General features: G+C 60.7%; 19 protein-coding genes. 10 read left to right on the forward strand and 9 right to left on the reverse strand.

Annotated elements, in window-relative coordinates:
• Nucleotides 1-38: 38 nt before the first annotated feature.
• A complete protein-coding gene (locus KRR23_RS17115; RefSeq protein WP_216743455.1) occupies nt 39-1,163 on the forward strand; it encodes a class I SAM-dependent methyltransferase in 1,125 nt (374 codons plus the stop codon).
• Between the two features lie 84 nt (nt 1,164-1,247).
• On the opposite strand, the gene KRR23_RS17120 is transcribed toward KRR23_RS17115, so the two are convergent.
• From KRR23_RS17120 to KRR23_RS17130, 3 genes are read right to left on the reverse strand one after another with little or no spacing between them, the layout of a single operon-like run.
• On the reverse strand, nt 1,248-1,415 hold the full coding sequence (locus KRR23_RS17120; protein WP_216743545.1) for a DUF2474 domain-containing protein: 168 nt from the start codon (nt 1,413-1,415) through the stop codon (nt 1,248-1,250).
• A 57-nt stretch (nt 1,416-1,472) separates the two neighbouring features.
• Nucleotides 1,473-2,480 (reverse strand): cytochrome d ubiquinol oxidase subunit II, encoded by a 1,008-nt coding sequence (gene cydB / locus KRR23_RS17125; RefSeq protein ID WP_216743456.1) that lies wholly within the window; start codon nt 2,478-2,480, stop codon nt 1,473-1,475.
• Between the two features lie 3 nt (nt 2,481-2,483).
• The gene (locus KRR23_RS17130) at nt 2,484-3,920 is read right to left on the reverse strand and encodes a cytochrome ubiquinol oxidase subunit I (protein WP_216743457.1); all 1,437 of its coding nucleotides are present in this window, start codon (nt 3,918-3,920) and stop codon (nt 2,484-2,486) included.
• A 396-nt stretch (nt 3,921-4,316) separates the two neighbouring features.
• Between KRR23_RS17130 and KRR23_RS17135 the strand changes: the two genes are divergently transcribed.
• The 3 genes from KRR23_RS17135 to KRR23_RS17145 all read left to right on the forward strand — a co-directional run bounded on the left by KRR23_RS17135 (nt 4,317) and on the right by KRR23_RS17145 (nt 6,233).
• Nucleotides 4,317-5,591: an MFS transporter gene (locus KRR23_RS17135; protein ID WP_216743458.1), complete on the forward strand. Its 1,275-nt coding sequence runs from the start codon at nt 4,317-4,319 to the stop codon at nt 5,589-5,591.
• 61 nt (nt 5,592-5,652) lie between these two features.
• Complete coding sequence (locus KRR23_RS17140) at nt 5,653-5,931, forward strand: type II toxin-antitoxin system RelE/ParE family toxin (protein WP_019691583.1); 279 nt, start codon at nt 5,653-5,655, stop codon at nt 5,929-5,931.
• Nucleotides 5,932-5,945: 14 nt separating this feature from the next.
• Entirely contained in the window at nt 5,946-6,233 is a 288-nt protein-coding gene (locus KRR23_RS17145; RefSeq protein ID WP_173860029.1) for a HigA family addiction module antitoxin, read from the forward strand.
• Nucleotides 6,234-6,239: 6 nt separating this feature from the next.
• On the opposite strand, the gene KRR23_RS17150 is transcribed toward KRR23_RS17145, so the two are convergent.
• Together KRR23_RS17150 and KRR23_RS17155 are read right to left on the reverse strand one after the other, a co-directional pair.
• Nucleotides 6,240-6,791 carry a DJ-1 family glyoxalase III gene (locus KRR23_RS17150; protein WP_216743459.1) on the reverse strand — a complete coding sequence of 184 codons (552 nt, stop codon included), beginning with the start codon at nt 6,789-6,791 and terminating at the stop codon, nt 6,240-6,242.
• Between the two features lie 80 nt (nt 6,792-6,871).
• Nucleotides 6,872-7,330, reverse strand: coding sequence for a DUF4879 domain-containing protein (locus tag KRR23_RS17155; RefSeq protein WP_216743460.1), 459 nt, complete (start codon nt 7,328-7,330; stop codon nt 6,872-6,874).
• 215 nt (nt 7,331-7,545) lie between these two features.
• Between KRR23_RS17155 and KRR23_RS17160 the strand changes: the two genes are divergently transcribed.
• On the forward strand, nt 7,546-8,841 hold the full coding sequence (locus KRR23_RS17160; RefSeq protein ID WP_216743461.1) for an NCS2 family permease: 1,296 nt from the start codon (nt 7,546-7,548) through the stop codon (nt 8,839-8,841).
• Entirely contained in the window at nt 8,838-9,917 is a 1,080-nt protein-coding gene (gene trmA / locus KRR23_RS17165; RefSeq protein WP_216743462.1) for a tRNA (uridine(54)-C5)-methyltransferase TrmA, read from the forward strand. The genes KRR23_RS17160 and trmA overlap by 4 nt, the downstream gene beginning before the upstream one ends.
• A 55-nt stretch (nt 9,918-9,972) precedes the next feature.
• On the opposite strand, the gene KRR23_RS17170 is transcribed toward trmA, so the two are convergent.
• A complete protein-coding gene (locus tag KRR23_RS17170) occupies nt 9,973-10,866 on the reverse strand; it encodes a PA4780 family RIO1-like protein kinase (protein WP_054595482.1) in 894 nt (297 codons plus the stop codon).
• Nucleotides 10,867-11,235: 369 nt separating this feature from the next.
• Between KRR23_RS17170 and KRR23_RS17175 the strand changes: the two genes are divergently transcribed.
• Nucleotides 11,236-13,182 carry a methyl-accepting chemotaxis protein gene (locus KRR23_RS17175; RefSeq protein ID WP_216743463.1) on the forward strand — a complete coding sequence of 649 codons (1,947 nt, stop codon included), beginning with the start codon at nt 11,236-11,238 and terminating at the stop codon, nt 13,180-13,182.
• Nucleotides 13,183-13,360: 178 nt separating this feature from the next.
• Here the strand turns inward: KRR23_RS17175 and KRR23_RS17180 are convergent, their stop codons facing one another.
• Nucleotides 13,361-14,152, reverse strand: coding sequence for a helix-turn-helix transcriptional regulator (locus tag KRR23_RS17180; protein ID WP_216743464.1), 792 nt, complete (start codon nt 14,150-14,152; stop codon nt 13,361-13,363).
• Between the two features lie 83 nt (nt 14,153-14,235).
• Between KRR23_RS17180 and KRR23_RS17185 the strand changes: the two genes are divergently transcribed.
• Nucleotides 14,236-15,264 (forward strand): bile acid:sodium symporter family protein, encoded by a 1,029-nt coding sequence (locus KRR23_RS17185; protein ID WP_216743465.1) that lies wholly within the window; start codon nt 14,236-14,238, stop codon nt 15,262-15,264.
• On the opposite strand, the gene KRR23_RS17190 is transcribed toward KRR23_RS17185, so the two are convergent.
• Nucleotides 15,251-16,528 (reverse strand): acetyl-CoA C-acetyltransferase, encoded by a 1,278-nt coding sequence (locus tag KRR23_RS17190; protein WP_216743466.1) that lies wholly within the window; start codon nt 16,526-16,528, stop codon nt 15,251-15,253. The genes KRR23_RS17185 and KRR23_RS17190 overlap by 14 nt on opposite strands.
• Before the next feature lie 118 nt (nt 16,529-16,646).
• Between KRR23_RS17190 and KRR23_RS17195 the strand changes: the two genes are divergently transcribed.
• Nucleotides 16,647-17,957 (forward strand): 3-oxoacyl-ACP reductase, encoded by a 1,311-nt coding sequence (locus tag KRR23_RS17195; protein WP_216743467.1) that lies wholly within the window; start codon nt 16,647-16,649, stop codon nt 17,955-17,957.
• Between the two features lie 2 nt (nt 17,958-17,959).
• Nucleotides 17,960-18,814, forward strand: coding sequence for a MaoC/PaaZ C-terminal domain-containing protein (locus KRR23_RS17200; RefSeq protein WP_216743468.1), 855 nt, complete (start codon nt 17,960-17,962; stop codon nt 18,812-18,814).
• Nucleotides 18,815-18,834: 20 nt separating this feature from the next.
• Here the strand turns inward: KRR23_RS17200 and KRR23_RS17205 are convergent, their stop codons facing one another.
• A complete protein-coding gene (locus KRR23_RS17205; protein WP_145022473.1) occupies nt 18,835-19,284 on the reverse strand; it encodes a DMT family transporter in 450 nt (149 codons plus the stop codon).
• Nucleotides 19,285-19,350 lie beyond the last annotated feature (66 nt).

Raw genomic sequence — 19,350 nt, forward strand, 5'->3', positions numbered from 1 at the left:
CCGCGGGACACCCGTTGATTACCCAGAGTCCCCGCCCCATGCCCCTGCTCGAAAGCCCCTTCGCTCAACTTGACCTGATCCGCCAGCCCGAACAGCAGAACGAACCGCTGCAAGCCTTCGATGCGGCTGACGAGTACCTGCTCAATTTTCTGGCCGAACAGCAGCCGAACGCTGATACCCGGGTTCTGGTGCTCAATGACAGTTTTGGTGCACTGGCGGCGAGCCTTGTCGGCAAGGTTCAGGTCACCAGTAGCGGTGATTCGTTTCTCGCAGCCCAGGCATTGGAAAAGAACCTGGTACGCAATGGCCTTCCCTTTGATGTCGTGTCAGTGCTGCCGGCCAGTGCGCCACTGGTCGGTCCGTTCGATCGGGTACTGATCCGCGTCCCCAAAACCCTGGCGTTGCTGGAAGAACAATTGATCCGCCTGCAAACGCAACTGGCACCCGGCGCGCAAGTGGTTGCTGCGGGTATGGTCAAACACTTGCCGCGGGCAGCGGGTGACCTGCTGGAGCGCTACATTGGCCCGGTGCAAGCATCGCTTGCAGTCAAGAAAGCCCGCTTGCTGATTGCCACACCCGATGCCAGACAACCCGCGCAGTCGCCCTACCCGACTCGCTACACACTCGACGATCCGGCAATCGAGTTGCTCAACCACGCCAACGTGTTCTGTCGCGAAGGCCTGGACATCGGCACCCGGGCGTTTCTCCCTCACCTGCCGAAGAACCTCGGTAACGCGCGGGTCGCCGACCTGGGTTGCGGCAACGGCGTGTTGGCCATCGCCAGCGCCCTGCAAAACCCTCAAGCCCACTACACGCTGGTGGACGAGTCGTTCATGGCCGTGCAGTCCGCTGCCGAGAACTGGCAGGCCGCCCTCGGTGAGCGCGATGTCATCGTGCGCGCGGACGATGGTCTGGCCGGGCAGGAACCGCAATCGCTGGACGTGGTGCTGTGCAATCCGCCTTTCCACCAGCAACAAGTGGTCGGGGACTTTCTCGCCTGGCGGATGTTCCAGCAAGCTCGCGAAGCACTGGTGGTGGGTGGCGCGCTGTACATCGTCGGCAACCGTCATCTGGGCTATCACAGCAAACTGGCGCGTCTGTTCCGGGGTGTCGAGCAGGTTGCGGCAACGCCCAAATTCGTGATCCTCAAGGCCCGCAAATAACGGCCAACGCCCAGGCAAAAAAAACCCTCCGGTGGAGGGTTATAAATCCGTGCCGCAAAGCACGGGATGGGATGTTCGGGTCGATCAGTGAGTGGTCAGGCCTGCAGCATTCATGAACATGCGCATCAGGCTGGCTACGACAAACAGCGCCAGTACGCTGCCGGTCCAGATCATTACCAGCCAGCCAAGCCGCTGCCAGAGCGGCTTCTTTTCAGCCTGTTCGATTTCCTGCAAAGAATGTTTATCAGCCATCATCGAATGCTCCTGTAAGGCGGTTCAGGCACCCGGCCCGAACCGCGGTCACGCAGACTAGTGGTAACCGTCTTCGTGGGTCACCTTGCCGCGGAACACGTAGTAGCTCCAGAAGGTGTAGCCCAGAATGAACGGGATGATGAACAAGGTGCCGACCAGCATGAAGCCCTGGCTTTGCGGCGGTGCGGCGGCGTCCCAGATCGAGATCGACGGCGGTACGATGTTCGGCCACAGGCTGATTCCCAGACCGCTGTAACCGAGGAAGATCAGCACCAGGGTCAACAGGAACGGTGTGTAGTGAGCGTTACGCGCCACAGCACGCAGTAAACCGTACATCGTCACCAGCACCAGGATCGGCACCGGCAGGAACCAGAACAGGTTCGGCAGGGTGAACCAGCGCGCAGCAATCTCGGCATGGGCCAGCGGAGTCCAGATGCTGACGATACCCGTCACCGCCAACACCACGAACGCCAGCGGGCGGGCCAGGTCGTGCATTTGCTCTTGCAACTTGCCTTCGGTCTTCATGATCAGCCAGGTGCAACCGAGCAGCGCATAAGCGACGATCAGCGCCACGCCACAGAACAGCGAGAACGGTGTCAGCCAGTCCAGCGTACCGCCCGCGAACTGCCGATTGACCACCGGAATGCCGTCGATAAATGCCCCCAGCGCCACACCCTGGAAGAACGTCGCCGTCAGCGAGCCACCGATGAAGCACTTGTCCCAGATGTGCCGCTTGTCGTCCTTGGCCTTGAAACGGAACTCGAAGGCCACACCGCGGAAGATCAAGCCGATCAGCATCAGGATCAGCGGCAGGTACAGCGCCGACAGCACCACCGAATACGCCAGCGGGAAGGCGCCGAATAACGCTGCGCCACCCAAGACCAGCCAGGTTTCGTTACCGTCCCAGACCGGCGCGACGGTGTTCATCATCACATCGCGGTCACGATGACCCTTGATGAAGGGAAAGAGAATGCCGATTCCCAGGTCAAAACCATCCATGACCACGTACATCATGATCCCGAAGATGATGATCACGGCCCAGATCAGCGGAAGATCAATACCCATGACTCAATTCCCCTTGTTCAGGCTGGCGTCGCCGTTTTCGTCGCCTTCATCGGCAGCGGAAAGCGGACGGGCCGGTGTGCGTTGCTGCCCGGGACCACCGTGGCTCGGTTCGGCACCTTCGTTGATCTTCGGCCCTTTGCGCACCAGGCGCATCATGTAGCCCAGACCGACACCAAACAGCGAGAAATACACCACGACGAACAGCGCCAGCGTAATGCTCATCTGCAAGAAACTGTGCATGGATGAGGCGTCGGCAGTTCGCATCAACCCGTACACCACCCATGGTTGACGACCGATCTCGGTAGTGAACCAACCGGCGAGTATCGCGATCAGGCCCGATGGCCCCATCCACAGCGCCAGGTAGAGGAACGCACGGTTCGAATACAACCTGTCACGCTTGCGCAGCCACAGACTCCACAGACCGGTGAAGATCATCAGGAAACCCAACCCGACCATGATCCGGAACGACCAGAATACGATGGTCGAATTCGGCCGGTCTTCAGGCGCGAACTCCTTGAGTGCCGGGACTTGCTTGTCCAGCGAGTGAGTCAGGATCAGGCTGCCCAGGTACGGAATCTCTACCGCGAATTTGGTCTTCTCGGCTTTCATGTCCGGCCAGCCGAACAGGATCAGCGGGGTCGGCTCATTGCCGACGTTTTCCCAGTGTCCTTCGATCGCGGCGATTTTTGCCGGCTGATGCTCGAGCGTGTTGAGACCGTGGAAGTCACCGATCACCGCTTGAATCGGCGCGACGATCAGGGCCATCCACATGGCCATCGACAGCATGGTGCGGATCGCCGGATTGTCCCTGCCGCGCAGCAAGTGCCAGGCCGCCGACGAGCCGACAAAGAATGCAGTGGCCACAAAAGCTGCGGTGGCCATGTGCATCAAGCGGTACGGGAACGACGGGTTGAAAATCACCGCCAGCCAGTCCACCGGAATCACCTGGCCGTTAACGATTTCGTAGCCCTGCGGGGTTTGCATCCAGCTGTTGGAGGCCAGAATCCAGAACGTCGAGATCAGCGTGCCGATGGCCACCATGACCGTGGCGAAAAAGTGCAGCTTGCGCCCGACCCTGTTCCAGCCAAACAGCATGACGCCGAGGAAACCGGCTTCGAGGAAGAACGCCGTGAGCACTTCATAGGTCAGCAGCGGCCCGGTGACGGAACCGGCAAAGTCCGAGAAGCGGCTCCAGTTGGTGCCGAACTGATAGGCCATGACCAATCCGGAGACCACGCCCATGCCGAAGTTGACGGCAAAGATCTTCGACCAGAAGTGATACAAATCACGGTAGGTATCGTTGTGGGTCTTCAGCCACAAGCCTTCGAGCACCGCCAGGTAACTCGCCAGGCCGATGGTGATCGCCGGGAACAGGATGTGAAACGAGATGGTGAACGCGAACTGAATTCGGGCGAGATCAAGTGCCTCCAAGCCGAACATAAGTCTTCCTCTGTCTGGTAATACGGCTGCTGGCTGGGAGCCTGCACCCACCGCCCCCACGGTTATGGAGTGTGGCGAATTCAAATTCGTTGTTTTTTACAACCATCGCAACGCAGGGAGTCTAGCCATCTGGCCGCCAGAGCAAATCCACCAAGGGTTTTGATCTGGATCAAGTAACGATGAAAGAGTAGTCCCATTTTCAGCGCCCGACTGTGTGGTCTTTTGCCGCGTGACAGGTTGCCTCACCGTTCTGTTCAGGGCTGCGGTATTCGCTGTGGCGAAGGTACGACGCGGGCTCCAGGATAGGTGTCTAGCTAACTAAATTCCCGACGCACGCAACTTCAGGTTACAAGTTGGTGATAATCTCGATTTTTCCCCGTTCAGAACTACCCGCCGATGCCGACCCAAGCCCCGCTGTTGTTGCGCCATCACCGCCCGTTCATTGCGTTCTGGCTGGCACGAGTATTCACCGCCAGCGGCTTTCAGATGCTGACGGTGGCCATCGGCTGGAACCTCTATCAACTCACCGGCAACGTGCTGGACCTGGGTCTGGTCGGGCTGGTGGAGTTCGCGCCGCGGGTGTTGTTCATGCTCCACACCGGGCATGTGGCAGACCGCTATGACCGGCGCAAGGTCGCGGCCATCTGCCAATCGTTGCAGGCAATGATCGCCCTCGCCTTGGCCATCGGTAGTGCTACCGACCATGTCACCCGCGAGATGATCTTCATCCTCGCGTTCCTGCTCGGCGCCGCCCGCTCGTTCGAAATGCCGACCACCCAGGCGTTGCTGCCCAGCATCGTGCCCAGCGCGCTGTTCCCCCGCGCCGTTGCGGCTGCGCAGTCGGCGCAACAATCGGCCACCATCGTCGCGCCAGCACTGGGCGGTTTGCTGTATGCCTTCGGCAGCGTCTGGGTGTATGGCCCGACGGTGATTCTGTACCTCATTGCCTGCACCCTGATGCTCAACCTGCCCGCACGGCAAACCCCGCTGAACAAGGGCAAGGCGACCCTGGATTCGTTGCTTGCCGGGATTCGCTTCATTCGCAGCCGCCCGGACATTCTTGGTGCGATCTCCCTGGATTTGTTCGCGGTATTGCTCGGGGGCGCCACGGCGCTGCTGCCGGTATTTGCCAAGGACATTCTGCTGACCGGTCCCTGGGGACTCGGGCTGCTGCGCTCGGCGCCAGCGGTCGGGGCCTTGTTGATGTCGTTATGGCTGGCGCGGTTTGCCGTGGAGCGCAACGTCGGACGCGTAATGTTCACCGCCGTCGGGGTGTTCGGCGTCGCAACGATCGCCTTCGGTCTGTCGACCTCGTTCTGGTTCTCGCTGGCGGTGCTGGTGGTGCTCGGCGCCGCCGACATGATCAGCATGGTGATCCGCGCGTCCTTCGTGCAACTGGAAACCCCGGACGAAATGCGCGGCCGGGTCAGCGCGGTGAACGGCTTGTTCATCGGTGCCTCGAACCAGTTGGGCGAGTTCGAATCCGGACTCACTGCCCACTGGTTCGGCACTGTACCGGCGGTGGTCATGGGCGGGATCGGTACGCTGCTGGTCACCGGGACATGGATCAAACTGTTCCCGACCCTGGCCCAACGCGACCGCATGCATGTGCCGGTGGATGAAACGAAGGCCAGTACCGAGAGTTTGCCAGGTGAACAAAGCAGCATTTAGGCGACGCAGGGCGGTACATAGTTAGTGCATAAGGTGTAATGTATCGCCTTACACTGACGCCATGATCAAATCCTTTCAGCACAAAGGCCTTCGTGGCTTCTATGAAACCGGTTCGACTCGCGGGATCCGCGCCGATCATGCGAAACGCCTGGCCCGCATGTTGCCGTTCATGGATCGTGCACTGAGCCCGGGCGACCTGGACCTTCCCGGTTGGCGACTGCATCCGCTCAAGGGCGATCTTCAGACCTATTGGTCACTGAACGTTTCCGGGAACTGGCGGCTGATTTTTCGTTTTATCGGTTCAGACATCGAACTGGTCGATTATCTGGACTATCACTGAACAGGAGGCAGGACATGCCTATGCACAACCCGCCACACCCTGGCGAAACACTTCTGCTGGATGTGTTGCCGGAACTCGGCGTCAGTATCACCGAACTGGCCAAGCGGCTTGGCTACGCCCGCCCGCATTTCTCGCGGGTGCTTCATGGTCATGCCCCTATCAGCCCGGATCTGGCGGTACGGCTGGAGCGCGCCGGTATCGGCAAGGCAAGAACCTGGCTAGGCGTTCAGACTGACTACGATCTCTGGCAAGCCGAGCACCGCGAACAGCCCCCCATCGAGCGTTTCGCCGCCCAGGCGTGAAAGCCGCTACGCCAGCAACTCCCCCGCCACCGCAGCCCTGACGGCTTTGCCACACAGTCGTTCAACCAGCACCAACGCAAACGCCAGGGCAGCACTCGAACCTTGAGCGGTGATGCAGTTGCCGTCGATGACCACGGGTTGATCGACGAATGTGCAGCCGAGCAGTTGATGACTGGCCGCGGGCAGGCAGGTCATGCGCCGCTGACGTAATACGCCAAAGGCTTGCAGCGCCAGCGCCGGCGACTCGGCGATACCGGCAAACAGGCGCCCGGCGGCGGATTGATCCTGGACCAGCTGCTGCAAGGGTTGATGAGCCGCCAGGCGCTGTGCGCCGACGGCGCCACCCGGCAAAACGACCAGATCGAAAGGTTGCGCCAACACATCGACCAGCATCGCGTCGGCAGTCAGACGGGTGCCACGGGCGCAGGTGAGCATGCGCCGTGATTCGATGCTCGCTACCACCACTTCGACTTTCGCCCGGCGCAACACGTCGATCAGTGTCACGGCTTGCAGGTCGTCGATACCTTCGGCAAGGGTAATCAGGGCTCTAAAGGTCATGGTCTGCGTCCACAGGGTGATCCTTAAAGCGTAGTCAGCTTTGCTGACAGATGTTCGAGCCTGCTGTTACCCAGTGAAAGTTACTTGATGTACAGCTGCGTCGACATCGTATTGCCCGGTGCATTGATCGAGGTATTGCTGAAGGTGAAAGTGCCTTCCTGCTTACCCGCCAGATCAAAGGTGTAGAGGTTGCCGACGATTTTGCTGGCCACCCCGGAGCATTCCGTCAGATTGCCGTTGCCATAGGCGCAGACAGGCGCCCGCACGCCATTGACTTCAAAGCCGTCCAGCGTTGCATTCGGCAGGCGGCCGTAGCCGATCTCCAGCACGTAGATCTTGATGTTGGAGCCTGCGTGATCGCACTTCGTCGTCTCCTGCCCTGGTGCAATATCTTCAATGCCGCAGGAGGTCGACTGGACCTTGAGCACCTTGACTTCGCTCAGCGGTGGTGCGGACGCTGCCAGTGCGGTGTGCGCACCGAGCAACATGGCGCCAGACAAGCCAAAAGCCAGAATCATCCTGTTCTTTATAGAAGACATATCCACTCCCAAAACCAGCGCGCAGTATGCCCCACTCCCTCAAACTGCAAAACATCGCCGACGATCAACGCCATTAGGCAGCCATAGCCGCACGCTGCTGGTATGATGCGCGGCTTTTTCCGACCGACAGAAAATACTCAGGCGCCTGGCACGGCCTGTGCTTTGCTGTTGAAGTCGATACATTCACGGCGCCGGGCGCGCCACGGGGAGCAGGCATGCTGGAAAGGCTGTTTCAACTCAAGGCACACAACACCAACGTGCGTACCGAGATTCTTGCCGGTATCACGACCTTTTTGGCCATGGCCTACATTCTGTTCGTCAACCCGAGCATCCTCGGCGAGACCGGCATGGACAAGGGCGCGGTGTTTGTCGCGACGTGCCTGGCAGCGGCCATTGGCTCGACGGTGATGGGCCTGATCGCCAACTACCCGATCGCGCTGGCGCCGGGCATGGGCCTGAACGCCTTCTTCACCTACACCGTTGTCCTGCACATGGGCCATACCTGGCAAGTGGCATTGGGGGCGGTGTTCATCTCGGCGGTCATGTTTTTCCTGTTGTCGATCTTTCGCATCCGCGAATGGATCATCAACAGCATCCCGCTGGCGTTGCGCTCGGCGATTGCCGCCGGTATCGGTCTGTTCCTGGCGCTGATCGCCCTGCACAACGCCGGCATCGTGGTCAGCAACCCGGCGACCATGGTTGGCCTCGGCGACCTGAAACAACCGGCACCGATCCTCGCGACCCTGGGTTTTGCGCTGATCGTCGCCCTCGAAGCCCTGAAAGTGCGCGGTGCAGTGCTGATCGGCATCCTGGCCGTGACCATCGTTTCCATCGCCCTGGGCTTCACACAGTTCGGCGGCGTGATGGCGATGCCACCTTCGCTGGCGCCGACCTTCCTGCAACTGGACATCAAGGGGGCGCTGGACATCGGTCTGTTCAGCGTGATCTTCGCCTTCCTGTTCGTCGACCTGTTCGACAACTCCGGCACCTTGATCGGCGTTGCCAAGCGCGCCGGTCTGATGGGCAAGGACGGCCACATGCCGAAAATGGGCCGTGCGCTGATCGCTGACAGCACCGCGGCCATGGCCGGTTCCCTGCTGGGCACCTCGACCACCACCAGCTACATCGAGTCGGCTGCGGGTGTCAGCGCCGGTGGCCGTACCGGCCTGACGGCAGTAGTCGTGGCGATCCTGTTTCTGCTGGCGCTATTCTTTGCACCGCTGGCTGCCAGCATTCCATCCTTTGCCACCGCACCAGCGCTGCTGTTCGTCGCCGTACTGATGACCTCCGGCCTGGCGGAAATAGACTGGGACGACATCACCGTTGCCGCTCCCGTGGTCGTTACCGCGCTGGCCATGCCGTTCACTTACTCCATTGCCAACGGTATCGCGTTCGGGTTCATTTCCTGGACCGCCATCAAGTTGCTGTCCGGCCGTGGCCGTGAACTGAACTCGGCGTTGGTGGTTCTGTCGATTCTGTTCGTGATCAAGTTGGGTTGGTTCAGCGCATGACTTTCGATTCCCAGGCTTACACCGCTCAGCTCGAAGAAAAGGCCACGCGCCTGCGTGACCTGCTGGCGCCGTTCGATGCACCAGAACCTGCGGTGTTCGACTCGCCGTTGGCGAACTTTCGCCTGCGCGCCGAATTCCGCCTGTGGCGCGAAGCCGGCGAGCGTCATTACGCGATGTTCTCCCAGGAAGACAAACGCACGCCGATCCTGATCGAAGAGTTCCCGATCGCAAGCCTGCGCATCAACCAGTTGATGCCGCAGCTCAAGGCCGCCTGGCAAGCCAGCGCCGCCCTGAGCCACAAGCTGTTTCAGGTGGAGTTCCTGACCACCCTGGCCGGCGATGCAATGATCACCTTGTGTTATCACCGCCCGCTGGACGAGCATTGGCACGCGGCCGCGTCGAAACTGGCCACGGACCTCAACGTCAGCGTGATCGGTCGTTCCAAGGGCAAACGCGAAGTGATCGGCCATGACTATGTGGTCGAGAAACTTGAAGTCGGTGGTCGCACCTTCAGCTATCGCCAACCGGAAGGCGCGTTCACCCAGCCGAACGGCACAGTGAACCAGAAGATGCTCAACTGGGCTTACGACGCTCTGGGTGATCGTTCCGACGACTTGCTGGAGTTGTATTGCGGTAACGGCAACTTCACCCTGCCGCTGGCGACCCGCGTGCGCAAAGTGCTGGCCACCGAAATCAGCAAGACCTCGGTGAATGCGGCGCTGAGCAACCTCAGTGAAAACGCTGTGGATAACGTCACCCTGGTGCGTCTGTCTGCCGAAGAGCTGACCGAAGCGCTGAATGAAGTTCGCCCGTTCCGCCGTTTGCACGGCATTGATCTGAAGAGCTACGAGTTCGGTAGCGTGTTCGTCGACCCACCGCGCGCCGGCATGGACCCGGACACGTGCGAGCTGACCCGACGCTTCGAGAACATTCTGTATATCTCGTGCAATCCGGAAACGCTGGCGGCCAACATCGCCCAATTGCACGACACCCACCGCATCACCCGCTGTGCGATGTTCGATCAGTTCCCGTGGACGCACCACATGGAATCCGGGGTCTTGCTGACCCGGCGTTGATTGCATTCGCTCAATACAAAAAATCCGGCCGAAGCCGGATTTTTTATTCAACCGATCACTGCATCCACGGTGGAGGCGGTTCTTCGGTTTTGCCCGGTGGGGCGTCGTCTGCGGCGCGAACCGCTTGCCGTCGCTCCTCGTCAAGGCGTGCGGCCTCGATCTCACGCATGATGCCGCCAACGTCCGCCAGCTCTTCCGGCTCGTCGAACTCACCGGTCAGGACGCTGGCCGGGTGCAGGGTGCCGGCTTCATACAGGGCCCACATTTCCTTGGCGTACTTGGTCCGCTTCAACTCCGGCGCAAAGCGCCCGAAGTACGAGGCCATGTTGCCCACGTCGCGCTCCAGCATGCTGAACGCGTGGTTGTTGCCAGCAGCATCGACTGCCTGGGGCAAGTCGATGATCACCGGACCATCCGGGGTCAGCAGTACGTTGAACTCGGACAGGTCACCGTGCACCAGACCGGTACACAGCATCAGCACGATCTGCGAAATCAGGAAGGCGTGGTATTCACGCGCCTGATCCGCTTCCAGCACCACGTCATTGAGACGCGGCGCGGCATCGCCGTACTCGTCCGCCACCAGTTCCATCAGCAGCACGCCTTCCAGGAAGTCGAACGGCTTGGGTACTCGCACCCCGGCACTGGCCAAACGGAACAATGCTGCTACCTCGGCGTTCTGCCAGGCGTCTTCGGTTTCTTTACGACCGAACTTGGAGCCCTTGGCCATCGCGCGAGCCTGACGGCTGTTACGGACCTTACGGCCTTCCTGATACTCGGCCGCCTGACGAAAACTTCGTTTATTCGCCTCCTTGTAAACCTTGGCGCAACGTAACTCGTTGCCGCAGCGCACCACATAAACAGCTGCTTCTTTACCACTCATGAGTGGGCGCAGCACCTCGTCAACCAGACCGTCCTCGATCAGCGGTTCAATGCGTTTTGGAGTCTTCATCAGCTTTTATTGTGGGTCCTTTATTACCAAACACGCGAATGTCACTCGTTATACGGCAATCCTCTCCCGTCGGGGAGGGGTTGCCGACCTATGAACGTTGCAGATGCACCCAATGTGCCAGATTAGTCAGGCAAATCCTGCTGAGCGACGAAGATCATAGCCGAGAGTCAGCTGCACGTTGGCGACTGGATCAGCAGGCATTTGCGACAGAGTCTGAGATCAGCCAAGCCACTCCTTGTAGGATTTTTACCAATAGTCCTCAATTTCCGCCTCTGGCGGCCGAAGCCATCAAAGAGAAAGGAATTTGTCCGACAATCCGCGAGTCGTCAGTACTGCGTGGGTTTAATAAGAAAAAAAACTGGAGCGCGGATGAACATCAAACAAAAACTGACGTGGGCATTTGCAATCATCGCCTGCTTGCCGGTTGTGCTGGTTGCCACCCTGGTGGTCATGAACCTGCGCAGCGATGCCAAAGATAACTTTGTCGACGGCAGCGGTCGAGAGATCCGTCAGGTCAGCAACGCCATGCAACTGTTCTTCGACGGCATCAGCCAGAACGTCAACTACCTGGCCTCCCAGCCGCTGATCAAAAACACCGACGCCAGCCTCAAAACCTACATGAGCGCCAATGCGACGGAAATTCCGCAAGGCGAGATGGACAAGCAGGTGTTTGCCTTGCTGCAAGATCTGGGCGCCAGTCATCCGTCGTACGCGTACGCCATCGTCGGCACCAGTGCCGGGGGTTACGTGTCCTGGCCCGATGACCCGAAACTGGCCAATTACGACCCGCGCCAACGTCCCTGGTACAAGGCGGCGCAAGCCAAACCGGGCAAACCGTTTCGCACCGAGGCTTATTACTGGGCTCAGGATGATGCGACTTACGTCAGCACCGTGCGCACCCTCGACAACAAGCTCGGCGCCAATGGCGGCGTGGTCAGCATCGACGTGACGCTCAAGCAGCTCACCGAGATCGTCAAACAGATCAAGCTCGGTGAAACCGGCTACCTGATGCTGATGGAAAACAACGGCACGGTGCTGGTCGACCCGAAACAGCCAGAGCACAACTTCAAAGCGCTGGGCAGCCTGGGCGACGGTTACGCGCAACTGGCCAAGGCTGGCAAAGGTCTGGTCGAAGTCGAGTTGAACGGCGAGCGCTACATGGCCAACGTCTGGCCGTCGGAGCAACTGGGCTGGACCTTCATCGGCCTGATCAAGCAAACCGACGTGATGAGCTCTGCCACTGCGCTGACTTGGCTGATCGCGATCATCGCCGCCGTACTGGCCGTATTCTTCGCCGTGGTCGGCGCCAGTTTCGCCAGCCTCATCGTGCGGCCGATCCGCAGCGTCGCCAGCGGTCTGGAAGGCATCGCCCAAGGTCAAGGTGACTTGACCCAGAACCTGCAGATCCGTGGCAGCGACGAAACCGCGCAACTGGCCAACTGGTTCAACCAGTTCCTCGCCGCGATTCGCAGCCTGATCCAGCACATCGGCGGCGCTGCGACCAAAATCCTTGCCAACTCGCAAAGCGCGACTCGGGTCTCCAGCGACATGGCTGACGCCGCCGGGCGCCAACGTGAAGCGGTGGACATGGTGTCCACGGCGTTCCACGAGATGGTCGCCACCGCCAACGAAGTCGCGCGCTCCTGTAGCCAGGCCGCCGAGTCGGCCGACAGCGGCCAGCGTCAGGCCCGTGAGGGTCAGCAACAGATCGATGCCGCGGTGAACAGCGTCGACAAGCTGAGCCAGGAAATCGAACAGTCGGCGCAGTCGATGCAGCAGCTGGAACGCGACAGCAATGACATTCAGTCAATCCTCGGCACCATTCGCTCCATCGCCGAGCAAACCAACCTGCTGGCACTGAACGCCGCGATCGAAGCGGCTCGCGCTGGCGAGCAGGGTCGTGGTTTTGCGGTGGTGGCTGATGAGGTTCGCGCACTGGCCAAACGCACGGCCGATTCCACCGCGGAAATCGACGGACTGCTCGGCAACCTGGCCAAGCGCACCAGTCAGGTCACCCAGCAAATGCACGCCAGCCTCGAGGTGTCGCAACAGTCGGTCAGCCGGATCGGCGAAGCGCGCAACAGTTTCGGGCAGATTCGCGAGTCGGTGGATGTGATCCGCGACATGAACACCCAGATCGCCACCGCCGCCGAAGAACAGCATCAGGTCGCCGAAGACATCAACCGCCACATCAGCCAGATCCATGGCGATGCGCAGTTGGTGGCCGAACTGGCCAACTCGGCACGGCTCGACTCCCAGAGTCTGGCGGGGTTGTCGAATGAACTGGACGGGTTGGTTCGGCGGTTCCGCACATAAGAGAGCCGAACACTTGTGGCGAGGGGGCTTGTCGGAACGCCGCAACGCCCCGTTCGAGCGCGAAGCGGTCGTGAAATCAGCGACCGCATCTTTTCAGGCACACCGCAGTGGTTGGATTTGCGACTGCTTCGCAGCCGAACGGGGGCAAGCCCCCTCGCCACAGGGTCGCACCGCGGCTTCACTGTCTGAACAACTCTCCCGGGGTAAACCCGAACAATCCTTTAAACGCCGCAATAAACGCCGAGGTCGAGTCATAGCCGCTGGACAGCGCCGCCGTGGTCACGCTGTTACCGTCTTCCAGCAAACTCAATGACGACAACAGCCGCATGCGCTGGCGCCAGCTGCGGAAACTCAATCCGGTTTCACGCTGGAATAGGCGCATCAAGGTTTTCTCCGACGTCCCCAATCGTTCGGCCCATTCATGCAACGTCACGTTCTGTTCAGGGCTTTCGATCAGTTCGTTGCACAACCCAAGCAAACGCGGGTGACGTGGCAACGGTAGAGAGAAACCGACTTCCGGCAGGCTCGCCAGCTGATCCAGCAGCACCTCGACCAAGCGTGCTTCACGGCTGTCGCCCTCTGGATAGTCCACCGGCAGCAGGCAAAAACTCTTGATCAGCTCACGCGCCAGCGGCGTGACTTCCAGCACCCGGCAACGCTCGTCCGCCCAGGCACACGCCTCGCGCCGCACATAGAGACTGCGCATTTCGGCACGCATCGAAGTCACCACCTGGTGCTCCAGATCAGCCGGAATCCAGATCCCCCACTGCGGCGGCGCAAAGAAACTGCCCTCGGCGGTGTGTACGCCGAGCACGCCACTGATGGCGTAGGAAAACTGCACCCAATCGTGGCGATGAGGTGGCGTCCACGAGCCGGCGCTGAGGCTTTCCGCACGGGCATATAGCGGGCGCGGCAACGCTGTCAGGGTCGGGATGGTCCGTTCGAGGGAAATTTGTCCGTTAGCCGGCATTGATTGGCCTTATGTCGCAAGACGGGCGGAAGTCTTGACCTTAGGCTAGGTCACCCCTTCTGACAATGCCTTCGGTGCCCGTTATGCATGCCTTCAAACACCTCAAACGCGTGGTCACCGACTGGTTCCTGTGCGGGATGCTGATCGCCACGCTGCTGTCCTGGGTCTTCCCGCGCTTCGGTGCAACGGGGGGCGCGATGCATGCTGAGTGGGTGATCAACATTGGCGTGTTCCTGGTGTTCTTCCTGCACGGGGTCAACCTGTCGAGCGAGCAGATCCGCCACGGTTTGAAAAACTGGCGCCTGCACTTGATGGTCCAGGGCTTCACCTTTCTGGTGTTCCCGCTGATCTGGCTGGTCAGCGACAAGCTGCTGGGCTCGCACATTCCATCGCTGCTGATGCTCGGGTTCCTCTACCTGTGCGCCCTGCCCTCGACCATTTCCTCTTCCGTGGCCTTGACCGGCAGCGCCGGCGGCAACGTGCCGGCGGCGATTCTCAATGCCAGCCTGTCCAGCGTGCTGGGGATTTTCCTCACGCCGTTGCTGGTGAGCCTGGTGGTGGGCAGCGGTGCTGGCGGTATCGACCTGGGTTCAACCCTGCTCGATCTCTGTGCCATGTTGCTGCTGCCGCTGGTACTGGGTCAGTTGCTGCGGCCGCTGTTCGGCAAGTTTTTCAGTCGACACAAGCGCTACACCAACATCGTCGACAAACTGGTGATCCTGCTGCTGGTTTACGCGGCGTTCTGCAACTCGATGGTCTCCGGCATGTGGCAGCAACAGGGCAATACAGTGATTCTCAGCGCACTGGTCGGCAGTGCCTTGCTGCTGGCGATCATTCTGTGGATGACCACCCGCACCGCCCGCGCCCTGAAGTTCAGTCCCGCCGATGAGATCGCCGCAGTGTTCTGCGCCAGCAAAAAATCCCTGGCCGCCGGGGCACCGATGGCCGCGCTGATCTTCGGTGCCAACCCGGGGCTCGGTCTGATCCTGTTGCCGATCATGATCTATCACCCGCTGCAGTTGATCGTCTGCTCGGTGATGGCCGAGCGTTATGCCAACCGCAATCGGGTGTTGGCCGAACAACAAAACACTGCTGTTCTCAGCGCTCAATAATCGCCGTCACACCTTGACCTCCGGCAGCGCAGATCGAGATCAACCCGCGGCCCTTCCCGGCGGCGTCCAGCAGCTTGGCAAGGTTGGCGACAATGCGCCCACCGGTCGCGGCAAACGGATGCCCGGCTGCCAGTGAACTGCCTTTGACGTTGAGTCGGCTGCGGTCGATCGAGCCTAGCGCGGCGTCGAGGCCGAGCCGGGTTTTGCAGTAGTCCGGGTCTTCCCAGGCCTTCAAGGTGCAGAGCACTTGCGCGGCGAAGGCTTCGTGGATTTCGTAGTAGTCGAAGTCCTGCAAGGTCAGGCCGTTGCGCGCCAGCAAACGCGGCACGGCGTAGACCGGCGCCATCAGCAATCCTTCGGCGCCGTTAACGAAATCCACCGCTGCCGCTTCGCCGTCGCGCCAGTAAGCGAGGATCGGCAGGCCGCGCTCTTTCGCCCACTCCTCACTGCCGAGCAGCACCAGCGACGCGCCATCGGTCAGCGGTGTCGAGTTGCCGGCGGTGAGCGTGCCTTTGTCGCTCTTTTCGAATGCCGGCTTCAACGACGCGATTTTTTCCAGCGTCACGTCCGGGCGCAGGTTGTTGTCGCGGGTCAGGCCAAGGAATGGGGTCATCAGATCGTTCTGCCAGCCCTCGGCGTAGGCCGCGGCCATTTTCTGGTGGCTTTCCAGCGCCAACTGATCCTGCTCGGTACGGGGGATGTTCCAGGTCTGCGCCATCAACTCGCAATGCTGCCCCATCGATAGCCCTGTGCGCGGCTCGCCGTTACGCGGAAACTCGGGGATCAAATGCCGGGGACGCAATTGCAGGAAAGTCTTGAGCTTGTCGCCGGTGTTCTTGGCACGATTGGCTTGCAGCAAAATCTTGCGCAATCCTTCGCTGACACTGATCGGCGCATCCGAAGTAGTGTCGACACCACCGGCAATGCCGCAGTCGATCTGCCCCAGGGCAATCTTGTTCGCCACCAGCAACGCTGCTTCCAGCCCGGTGCCGCAGGCCTGCTGAATGTCGTAGGCCGGGGTGGTCGGTGACAGTCGCGAGCCGAGAACACATTCACGGGTCAAATTGAGGTCCCGGGATAGCTTGAGCACCGCCCCCGCCACCACTTCGCCCATGCGCAGGCCATGCAGGTTGTAGCGTTCGATCAAGCCTTCGAGCGCCGCCGTCAGCATTGACTGATTACTGGCAGTGGCATACGGCCCGTTGGAGCGAGCAAAAGGAATGCGATTACCGCCGATGATCGCAACGCGGCGCAGCTGAGTCATGAAAAGCTCCTATTCTGTGAAAGGCATAACCCACAAGCGTAGGCCTTATCTCGTGGGTCGAACGACTGATCGCAATTCATGGTCCACACCTTGAACCCCCACTGCCGGAGAGCCTTCCATGTCTGACCGCTATATCGACTTCGCCAATTCGGCCCTCGGCCACCGCTTGGTCGGGGCCCTTGGCCTGCCGTCGCCGGTTCGTCTGGAACGCTGGGAGGCCGGTCGCCTACGGCCCGTCAATGGCGCGCTGTTGATCGGTGGCGGCCCGTTGACGCAGAACGTCAGCGCGTTTGCCAACAAACTCACCGAGCAGATTTACAGCTACGGTCCCAAGCTCAAGGCCGTGGTGTTCGATGCCAGTGACCTGATGCAGACCGGGCAGCTCAAACAGCTGCGTGAATTCTTTCAACCGCTGATGAAAAACCTCGAGCACAGCGCCCATCTGGTGATTTTCGGACGGGCACCGGAGACCTTGAGCGACCCGTTCGCCGCCAGTGCCCAACGTGCACTCGAAGGCTTCAGTCGCTCGCTGGCCAAAGAGTTGCGCAATGGCGGCACCTTGCAGTTGCTGTATGTCGGGGCCGGGGCTGAAGGCCAACTCGAAGGGGCGCTGCGGTTTTTCCTCTCGCCAAAGAGTGCTTATGTCTCGGGACAGGTGGTGCGGCTGAACGCTTGCGACACTCAGGTCCAGGACTGGACTCGCCCGTTGGCGGGACGCACGGCGCTGGTCACGGGCGCGGCTCGCGGGATCGGCGCATCGATCGCCGAAACCCTGGCCCGCGATGGTGCGCAGGTGGTGCTGCTCGACGTGCCACCGGCCAAGACCGATCTCGATGCCCTCGCCGCCCGCCTCGGCGGCCACAGCATCGCCCTCGACATTTGCGCCGAAGACGCCGCCGCGCAATTGATCGAGCAATTGCCGAACGGCATCGACATTGTGGTCCATAACGCCGGCATCACCCGCGATAAAACCCTGGCCAACATGACGCCGGAATTCTGGGATGCGGTGCTTGCAGTGAACCTGAATGCACCGCAAGTATTGACCAAAGCGCTGCTCGACAGCGGCGCCCTGCACGATAACGCTCGGGTGATTCTGCTGGCGTCGATCAGTGGCATCGCCGGCAATCGCGGGCAAGCCAATTACGCCGCGAGCAAGGCCGGGCTGATCGGTCTGGCACAGGCCTGGGCGCCACTGTTGGCAGCGCGCGGAATCAGCATCAACGCCGTCGCCCCAGGCTTTATCGAAACCCGAATGACCGCGCAGATTCCATTTACCTTGCGTGAGGCGGGGCGACGCATGAGTTCACTGGGCCAAGGCGGACTGCCGCAAGACGTTGCTGAAGCCGTGGCCTGGCTTGCCCAACCCGGCAGCGGCGCGGTCAGCGGGCAAGCGCTGCGGGTGTGTGGGCAAAGTGTATTAGGGGCCTGAACATGACAACGGATTGGCATTCGCAAAGCAGAACACCGTACATGCCCGAGTTGTATTGGCGGGCAGCGACGCGGCGCAAGATCACCGGCACCACCCTGCCCGAGGATGGCTTTCGTTGCTGGGTCAACGTTGACCTCAAGCGTTTGGCAACCTATCGCAGGGTGTGCGGGTTTACCGATGACGGCCTGTTACCACCGACCTATCCTCATATGCTGGCGTTCGCCTTGCAGATGCAATTGCTCACTGCCAGGACGTTTCCGTTTCCACTGCTGGGGCTGGTTCACCTGGCCAATCGCATCCGCATTCTGCGTCCCTTGGGCGCAGTCGATCGAGTACGGGTAAGCGTGCGGGTGCAGAACCTGCAACCCCACGCCAAGGGCGCGGTGTTTGAGTTGATCACCACGATTGACGACGCACTCGGGCCGCTCTGGGAAGCCGAAAGCCAGATGCTCTGCAAAGGCGTGAAGCTTCCCGGCGAAGCAATCGAGCCGTCGACGGATTCTGCTCTGACCATGAACGAGGTCACCCGCTGGTGGGCGCCCAGTGAGATTGGCCGACGCTACGCCAGGGTTTCCGGTGACTACAACCCGATTCACCTGAGCGCTCTCAGCGCCAGACTCTTCGGTTTCCCCCGGGCCATCGCCCACGGATTGTGGATCAAGGCGCGCACCCTCGCTGCCCTGAGCGGGCATCTGCCGACCTCGAATATCGAGATTGCCGTGCAGTTCAAGAAGCCGGTGCGCTTGCCCAGTGAGGTCTCCTTGCTGGCCAGCGTTGCCGGCTCAAGCGGTGACTTCAAGGTGATCGGCGCCGGGGATCTGGAACACATGTCCGGCACCTGGCGACCGCTTGCCTGAGACGGCTCAGCCGCGCCGAATCAGCCGCGCCTGATAAAGAACACACCCGCCATAATCAACACCAGCCCGGCAATTTTGCCGGCGCTGACGGGTGCTTCGCGAAACCCGGCCCAGCCGAAATGATCCAGGGTCATCGCCATCCCCAGTTGCCCGGCCAGCACCAGCGCCATGAACAGCATGGCGCCGATGCGCGGCCCCGCGAAAGCCGCCGTGGTAATAAAAAATGCGCCGAGCAGACCACCGCTCCAGTGCCACCAGGTCAGGCTTTTGAGTGTCTCCAATGCCGGGGTTTCGCGCTGGATCAGGACCAGCAGCAACAACGCCACGGTGCCGACAAAAAACGAAATCAACGCAGCGGCCAGTACGCTCGACACCTGTTTGGCCAACTGGCCATTGATACCGGCCTGCAAGGGCAAAAACGCACCCGCGACAAAAGGCAGGCAAAGCAACCACCAGACAGGGGCCGGCATGCTGTTCTCCACTGAGTAAATGAGGCGCGCAGTATACGCCGCGCCTTAGCCACTACCGCCACAAAC

This window comes from Pseudomonas sp. CVAP#3 (assembly GCF_018986375.1).
Classification (GTDB): Bacteria; Pseudomonadota; Gammaproteobacteria; order Pseudomonadales; family Pseudomonadaceae; genus Aquipseudomonas; species Aquipseudomonas helvetica.

Coding starts and splice junctions, on each gene's coding strand:
- KRR23_RS17150 (WP_216743459.1), bottom strand. CDS start 6,791: ATGACCTTTAGAGCCCTGATTACCCTTGCCGAAGGTATCGACGACCTG.
- KRR23_RS17155 (WP_216743460.1), bottom strand. CDS start 7,330: ATGTCTTCTATAAAGAACAGGATGATTCTGGCTTTTGGCTTGTCTGGC.
- KRR23_RS17200 (WP_216743468.1), top strand. CDS start 17,960: ATGACAACGGATTGGCATTCGCAAAGCAGAACACCGTACATGCCCGAG.
- cydB (WP_216743456.1), bottom strand. CDS start 2,480: ATGGGTATTGATCTTCCGCTGATCTGGGCCGTGATCATCATCTTCGGG.
- trmA (WP_216743462.1), top strand. CDS start 8,838: ATGACTTTCGATTCCCAGGCTTACACCGCTCAGCTCGAAGAAAAGGCC.
- KRR23_RS17115 (WP_216743455.1), top strand. CDS start 39: ATGCCCCTGCTCGAAAGCCCCTTCGCTCAACTTGACCTGATCCGCCAG.
- KRR23_RS17205 (WP_145022473.1), bottom strand. CDS start 19,284: ATGCCGGCCCCTGTCTGGTGGTTGCTTTGCCTGCCTTTTGTCGCGGGT.
- KRR23_RS17175 (WP_216743463.1), top strand. CDS start 11,236: ATGAACATCAAACAAAAACTGACGTGGGCATTTGCAATCATCGCCTGC.
- KRR23_RS17180 (WP_216743464.1), bottom strand. CDS start 14,152: ATGCCGGCTAACGGACAAATTTCCCTCGAACGGACCATCCCGACCCTG.
- KRR23_RS17130 (WP_216743457.1), bottom strand. CDS start 3,920: ATGTTCGGCTTGGAGGCACTTGATCTCGCCCGAATTCAGTTCGCGTTC.
- KRR23_RS17190 (WP_216743466.1), bottom strand. CDS start 16,528: ATGACTCAGCTGCGCCGCGTTGCGATCATCGGCGGTAATCGCATTCCT.
- KRR23_RS17120 (WP_216743545.1), bottom strand. CDS start 1,415: ATGGCTGATAAACATTCTTTGCAGGAAATCGAACAGGCTGAAAAGAAG.
- KRR23_RS17160 (WP_216743461.1), top strand. CDS start 7,546: ATGCTGGAAAGGCTGTTTCAACTCAAGGCACACAACACCAACGTGCGT.
- KRR23_RS17195 (WP_216743467.1), top strand. CDS start 16,647: ATGTCTGACCGCTATATCGACTTCGCCAATTCGGCCCTCGGCCACCGC.
- KRR23_RS17185 (WP_216743465.1), top strand. CDS start 14,236: ATGCATGCCTTCAAACACCTCAAACGCGTGGTCACCGACTGGTTCCTG.
- KRR23_RS17140 (WP_019691583.1), top strand. CDS start 5,653: ATGATCAAATCCTTTCAGCACAAAGGCCTTCGTGGCTTCTATGAAACC.
- KRR23_RS17170 (WP_054595482.1), bottom strand. CDS start 10,866: ATGAAGACTCCAAAACGCATTGAACCGCTGATCGAGGACGGTCTGGTT.
- KRR23_RS17145 (WP_173860029.1), top strand. CDS start 5,946: ATGCCTATGCACAACCCGCCACACCCTGGCGAAACACTTCTGCTGGAT.
- KRR23_RS17135 (WP_216743458.1), top strand. CDS start 4,317: ATGCCGACCCAAGCCCCGCTGTTGTTGCGCCATCACCGCCCGTTCATT.